We start from the raw sequence: 6,245 nt of genomic DNA, 5'->3' as shown, positions 1-6,245 counted from the left end.
CGTTAGGCTACCTCAGTCCGGTTGCTTACCGGCTGTCTTCCCTTAAAAAAGTTGTTTGATTTTGTGTTGACTTACCACTCCCAGCCGCCCAGCGTCAAGGGTGAGCCGAAACAATGAGACAAGCGCTCTTCTTGGCTCATTGTGAAAGGCCAACCCAAAGCAGGGCGGCGACTCCAAAAATGAAGCCAAATCCCTCGTCGCACTCACCCTCCAACCCAGGAAGTGATTCCCCAACTAGCCGGAAACGCCTAAAGAAGCAGATCTGGCTAAACACACTTCACTCAATGAAATGTCTCAGCCGACCTGCGTTAAGGGTGAGCCGAAGCAATGAGACAAGCGCTCTTCTTGGCTCATTGTGAAAGGCCAACCCAAAGCAGGGCGGCGACTCCAAAAGTGATGCAAAAAGTCGGTCACCAAATTTGAAAAACAAGTGAACATTTCAAAGCGCTGACATTCTTAATGACAATAGTTCTCAATTATCCCTTGACGCTATTTTTTATACTGCTATACTAAAAAACAGTTAGTCATTGATAATCATTATCATTCTCAATTGGCAATAGCACTAGATAGGGAGCGGCATTTCATGAAAAAACGTATTCTACTACCCATATTGATCCTTCTATCGCTCATCTCCCTGTTTGTCGGAGTCAGCAGCATCAGTCCCCTAGATCTTCTGGATTTTCAATCGGAAGAAACACAGATCTTCCTCGTCAGCCGCTTTCCGCGCTTAGTCGCGATTTTACTTGCGGGAGCAGGCATGAGTATGGCTGGGCTCATCATGCAGCAATTGAGCCGCAATAAATTCGTCTCGCCGACGACTGCCGGGACGCTCGATGCGACACGCCTCGGGATTCTCGTATCCATGCTGTTATTTGCGAACGCGTCCATGATCGAAAAAATGGCGGTGGCTTTCTTCTTCGCACTCGCCGGCACGTTCTTGTTCATGCAAATCCTCAACCGCGTCAAATTCAAAGATGCCATCTTTATTCCGCTTATTGGCTTGATGTTCGGCAATATCCTGTCTTCGATCACCACATTTTTCGCCTACCGCGCGGACGTTATCCAAAACATGTCGGCTTGGCTGCAGGGCGATTTCTCGATGGTCATGAAAGGCAGCTATGAACTTCTTTACATCAGTGTACCGGTTTTCATCATCGCCTATATGTACGCCAACCGCTTTACGGTTGCAGGCATGGGGGAGGATTTCTCGAAAAACCTGGGATTGAAATACCGCAGTGTCGTCAACATCGGCTTGACTTTGGTCGCGCTCATCACGGCGACTGTTGTCTTGACGGTCGGCATGATCCCATTTCTTGGCTTGATCATTCCGAATATCGTCTCGATTTTCAAAGGGGACCATCTTCAAAAAACCTTGCCGCATACGGCGATGCTCGGGGCTATTTTCTTGCTGGTATGTGACATTCTCGGGCGCGTGTTGATTTATCCATATGAGATCACGATCAGCCTGATGGTCGGCGTTATCGGAAGCTTTATCTTCCTAATCATGCTATTTAGGAGGAAAGCATATGCGTGACATACATAAAATGTGGATTTTGATTGGGCTTGCCGCAGCGGCCTGCGGCTTGTACTTATTCGATAATTTAAACGGCAGCTTTGATTATGCGCTGCCAAGACGAGGCGTAAAAGTCTTCGCGATGGTGCTGACGGGTGTGGCAATCGCGTATGCGACAGTGGTATTCCAGACCATTACCCACAACCGCATTTTGACACCGAGCATCATGGGCTTGGATTCGTTGTATATGCTGCTGCAGACATTGTTGATATTCTTCCTGGGGTCAGGGCATATCACGATCATCAACCAGCAAGTGAACTTCTTGCTGTCAATCGCCGTCATGGTCATCTTCGCTTTAGTGTTCTATAAATTATTGTTCAAGAAAGACAACCAGCCGATTTATTTCCTATTACTGATCGGCATCATTCTCGGTACGTTTTTCGGCAGCGTCTCGACTTTCCTGCAAGTACTGATCGACCCGAACGAATTCCAGATCGTCCAGGATCGGATGTTCGCGAGTTTCAATAACGTCAATGCTGATTTGGTGTGGATTTCACTGCTCTTCATTATTGTCTTGCTCGGTTTGGCTTGGCGCCATAATGCGTCGCTCGATGTGCTGTCTTTAGGGCGCGATACGGCAGTGAATCTTGGCGTAGGCTACGATTCGCTCGTTAAGAAAATGCTTGTGCTTTCTGCGGTATTGATTGCGATTGCGACTGCCTTGGTCGGTCCGATCACGTTTTTCGGCTTGATCGTCGCTAATCTATCCTATCAATTTTTCAAATCCTATAAACATTCAGTTGTGATCGCCGGTGCGAGCATCATCAGTATTGTGGCGCTGGTCGGCGGACAATGGGTCGTCGAACATATTTTCACATTCAACACGACGCTCAGTGTCATCATCAATTTCATCGGCGGCGTCTATTTCATCTATTTGCTATTAAAGGAGAGTCGGTCTAAATGATCCAAGTCCGTGAACTGACGAAATTATATGGAAAAAAACAAGTCGTGGAAAATGTCTCGGTCGATATCCGGCGAGGGCAGATTACATCGTTCATCGGGCCGAACGGAGCGGGGAAATCGACGCTTTTGTCGATGGTCAGCCGTCTGTTGGATGCCGATACCGGGGAAGTGTTGATCGATCAAACCAACACGAAGGCGATGAAGTCCAATGAATTCTCAAAGCGCGTGTCCATTTTGAAGCAATCGAATTTTATGAATGTGCGCTTGACGATACGGGAATTGGTTTCTTTCGGCCGCTTTCCGTATTCCAAAGGGCGATTAAACACAGAAGACGAGCAAATGGTGGACCAGGCAATCGGTTATATGGACCTCGAGGACATGCAGCATTCCTATTTGGATGAATTGTCCGGCGGCCAGCGCCAGCGTGCCTTTATCGCGATGGTCATTGCGCAAGATACCAATTATGTCTTATTGGATGAGCCACTCAATAATTTGGATATGAAACATTCCGTGCAAATCATGAAAATCTTGCGCCGTTTGGTCGATGAACTCGGGAAAACGGTCATTATCGTTCTTCACGATATCAATTTTGCTTCCGTGTATTCAGATCGCATTGTCGCGCTGAAAAATGGCCGCGTCGTGAAAGACGGACTGACAGAAGAAATCATTCAATCGGATGCCTTGAAGGAAATTTACGATATGGACATCCCGATCCAACAAATGGATAACTGCCGAATTTGCGTCTATTTCAATTCCTGAACGGCGAAGTTATTGCGTGCGAAAACAAGGAAATGTGGAACCTGTGTGGAAGTGTATTCCATGCAGGTTTTTTATTGCGCGAAGATTTCTAGAGCGCTCGATCGATGCGGCAGGAAAGAAGGTGCAGAGATGAAACGAGTCTTTTATCCGTTGGCGATGGCGACATTGCTTGGGTTTTTCGGCATTCTTTACTATTATCAGCAGCAAGCGATTCGGGAACTGGACGAACGTGCAGCGTCATTGTTCGGTGGTATCGGGTGGCTTCAGGCCATGTCGTTCATCGGGGAGCAATGGCTGATTTTTGTGGTGAGTTTTTTGCTTCTTGTGTTCTTATGGGCGTTCCGCCACAACTACCGGGGAATGCTGTTCGTCTTTTTGGCGGTGGGAGCAGGGAATGCGCTTAATCATTTGCTACAGCAATGGTTCGCCCGGCCGATGCCAGGGTTTCCTGAAGAGTTGGCGTCTTATGGATTTCCGTCCAATCACGCGATGGTCGGCTTATTGTATTTGTTCACTTTGGCGTATTTTCTTGGCGAACGGGCCGTTTCGCAATCGCTTCGCCTGGCGATCTGGCTAGCTGCGATCTTGTTGACTGTGCTCACGTCTTTGTCGCAAGTGGCAAATGGCAGTCATTACCTATCGGATGTGCTGGCAGGGCTGTTTCTTGGCTATACTATATTTGTCTTAGTGGCCATTTGGTATGAAATGAGGGAGCGGCAATTCCGCAAGCGCCAGTATATGCGCAGTACCGAGCAGGAAGATGCAAACTAAAGCAAGAAAAAACGAACGGAGAGTTTTTCTCCGTTCGTTTTTCCAGGCTGTCGAGGAAATGATAAAGTCGTATTTTCTGAAGCTTATCGCACGACTCCGTGGGGCGGGAATCGAGCCTCCTCGGCTTGCTCCACTTTCGCTATGCTCAAGCGTCGCAAATGAATGAACTCAGTCAAGCTTCGCTCATTCATTCCCTGTGGGGTTTCTCAAACCCGTTGGTCCCACAGGAAAGATAAGATCGACCTACGGGAGACATTATCTTTGCGAAAGTAATGCGCAGCATTATTGAGCAGAAGGTTTTACGAGCGAACGCTTCTCCAAATACTTAGAGAGGTTATTGAATGTTGGATATAGAAAAAGGTTCTCTCTTTCATAATTGATAGCAAAATGCGGACTTCTTCAACACTCTGAAAAAACGAACGGAGAGTATTTTCTCCGTTCGTTTTTTTATTAGCAACCCCTAAGTTCTTCATTCTCTCTATTTTATGCTTTGTTTGAAGCTGGCCGTTCTTCCCCCAGTTGGTTCAGGCGGTCTGCGAAATTATCCGCTCTGCCAGATGAACCGCGCAGCACGTCTTGCATCGAATAAGCTTGAGAACCGTGTTCTGCAAAATCCAAACCGGTTTCTTCTTCTTCTGCCGTTACACGCAATGGCGTCACGACACTGATCAATAGCAGGACAGCTCCTGTGGACAAGGAAGCCCAAGCGATGACAGCCAAGACGCCGACTGCCTGGATACCGAGGATTTCAGCTCCGCCTCCATAAAGCAATCCGCTGTTCACATCGAAGAATCCGATCGCGAGCGTTCCCCAAACCCCGGCGATTCCGTGAACCGATACAGCCCCTACCGGATCGTCCACGCGGATTTTCGTATCCAATAGATGGACAGCTTCCGTCATGATGATACCGGCGATCAAGCCGATCAAGATGGCGCCAAGGAACGACACATTGGCAGCGCCGGCAGTGATGCCGACAAGGCCAGCGAGCGCGCCGTTCATCGTCAAAGTGCCATCAATGCGGCCGTAGCGTAAGCGAGTGTAGCCGGCAGTCGCTAGAACACCAGCCGATGCGGCGAGCAAAGTGTTGGCGATGACAGGCGGCACGAGTGCAGGATCAGCAGCGAGCGTACTGCCGCCATTAAACCCGAACCATCCGAGCCATAGGATGAATACGCCGAGTGCGCCGAGTGGCAAGCTGTGGCCAGGGATCGTATTGACTGTTTTGCCGGAATATTTCCCAAGGCGCGGGCCGATTTTCCAAGCAGCGATAAAGGCGGCGACGGCTCCTGTCAAGTGGACGACGGTAGAACCGGCGAAGTCGATAAAGCCAATTTCAGCAAGCCATCCGCCTCCCCATACCCAATGGCCCACAACTGGATAAATGATAGCAGTCATAGCGACGGTCAAAAGGATATAGGCAGTCAAATGCATACGTTCTGCGACGGCGCCCGAGATGATCGTAGCACACGTAGCGGCAAAAACGGCTTGGAAGACGAAGAATCCAATATCCGTAACACCTGATAAAGCGAATCCTTCCGTACCGATCAAACCGAACGACGATGGCCCGAACATTAAAGCATAACCGACGATAAAGTAAAGGATGGAGCCGAGTGAGATGGTAATCATGTTTTTCATCAAAATATTGAGGGTATTTTTAGAGCGAGTGAATCCTGTTTCCACCATGGCGAATCCGGCGTGCATGAAAAACACAAGCATGGCACCGAGCATGATCCACAGCATATCAACTGAGCTTTGTACAGCTTCCATAATAATCTCTCCTTATCCTATCGCGACGGTGCCGCGTTCTTTTGTTCTAATCCGGATGGCTTCTTCTAAGGGATAGATGAAGATTTTTCCATCACCGACTTCGCCAGTAGAGGCATAATCGAGGAGTGCCTGGATGATGTCTTCGACTTTTTCATCTTCAACGACCATTTCTAACTTGAGCTTCGGAGAAAACTCCATGCGGTAGGCGTTGCCTCGAAACAGGCCAACGCGTCCTTCTTGTTTGCCGATTCCCGCGATTTCCGTTACGGTCAAGCCGTCGATTCCTTCAAGGGCCAGAGCTTGCCGAACGTCGGCAAAAACAGAATGGCGAATAATAGTTTCAATCTTTTTCATGCGACTTCCTCCTTATGTTAGGTTTTCTAACATGGTTTGCGTGTTAGGTTTGTTAACATATTAATCAATATTTTCTGACAATGCAAGTGTTATTTTTAATATATGTTAGGTTTTCTTA

The 6,245-nt window shown here is 48.2% G+C and carries 6 protein-coding genes; 4 read left to right on the top strand and 2 right to left on the bottom strand.

Going from position 1 to position 6,245, the window contains the following annotated elements:
- The first annotated feature begins 583 nt into the window (after positions 1-583).
- From AY633_RS15230 to AY633_RS15215, 4 genes are all read left to right on the top strand, one after another.
- Positions 584-1,534 carry an ABC transporter permease gene (locus AY633_RS15230; protein WP_068489055.1) on the top strand — a complete coding sequence of 317 codons (951 nt, stop codon included), beginning with the start codon at positions 584-586 and terminating at the stop codon, positions 1,532-1,534.
- Entirely contained in the window at positions 1,527-2,477 is a 951-nt protein-coding gene (locus AY633_RS15225; protein ID WP_068489054.1) for an iron chelate uptake ABC transporter family permease subunit, read from the top strand. Before AY633_RS15230 ends, AY633_RS15225 begins: the two co-directional genes overlap by 8 nt.
- The gene (locus AY633_RS15220) at positions 2,474-3,235 is read left to right on the top strand and encodes an iron ABC transporter ATP-binding protein (RefSeq protein WP_068489053.1); all 762 of its coding nucleotides are present in this window, start codon (positions 2,474-2,476) and stop codon (positions 3,233-3,235) included. The genes AY633_RS15225 and AY633_RS15220 overlap by 4 nt, the downstream gene beginning before the upstream one ends.
- A gap of 129 nt (positions 3,236-3,364) precedes the next feature.
- Positions 3,365-4,006, top strand: coding sequence for a phosphatase PAP2 family protein (locus tag AY633_RS15215; RefSeq protein ID WP_068489052.1), 642 nt, complete (start codon positions 3,365-3,367; stop codon positions 4,004-4,006).
- Between the two features lie 483 nt (positions 4,007-4,489).
- Here the strand turns inward: AY633_RS15215 and AY633_RS15210 are convergent, their stop codons facing one another.
- Both AY633_RS15210 and AY633_RS15205 read right to left on the bottom strand, forming a co-directional pair.
- On the bottom strand, positions 4,490-5,773 hold the full coding sequence (locus tag AY633_RS15210; RefSeq protein WP_068460277.1) for an ammonium transporter: 1,284 nt from the start codon (positions 5,771-5,773) through the stop codon (positions 4,490-4,492).
- Positions 5,774-5,785: 12 nt separating this feature from the next.
- On the bottom strand, positions 5,786-6,127 hold the full coding sequence (locus AY633_RS15205) for a P-II family nitrogen regulator (RefSeq protein WP_068460279.1): 342 nt from the start codon (positions 6,125-6,127) through the stop codon (positions 5,786-5,788).
- Positions 6,128-6,245 lie beyond the last annotated feature (118 nt).

It is taken from the genome of Planococcus maritimus (genome assembly GCF_001592825.1).
GTDB lineage: Bacteria > Bacillota > Bacilli > Bacillales_A > Planococcaceae > Planococcus > Planococcus maritimus_C.
This window is presented reverse-complemented; position numbering and strand designations above follow the sequence as displayed.

Bases quoted from the DNA above. Each gene is read 5' to 3' on its own strand.
- AY633_RS15230 (WP_068489055.1), top strand. From the start codon at position 584: ATGAAAAAACGTATTCTACTACCCATATTGATCCTTCTATCGCTCATC.
- AY633_RS15225 (WP_068489054.1), top strand. From the start codon at position 1,527: ATGCGTGACATACATAAAATGTGGATTTTGATTGGGCTTGCCGCAGCG.
- AY633_RS15220 (WP_068489053.1), top strand. From the start codon at position 2,474: ATGATCCAAGTCCGTGAACTGACGAAATTATATGGAAAAAAACAAGTC.
- AY633_RS15215 (WP_068489052.1), top strand. From the start codon at position 3,365: ATGAAACGAGTCTTTTATCCGTTGGCGATGGCGACATTGCTTGGGTTT.
- AY633_RS15210 (WP_068460277.1), bottom strand. From the start codon at position 5,773: ATGGAAGCTGTACAAAGCTCAGTTGATATGCTGTGGATCATGCTCGGT.
- AY633_RS15205 (WP_068460279.1), bottom strand. From the start codon at position 6,127: ATGAAAAAGATTGAAACTATTATTCGCCATTCTGTTTTTGCCGACGTT.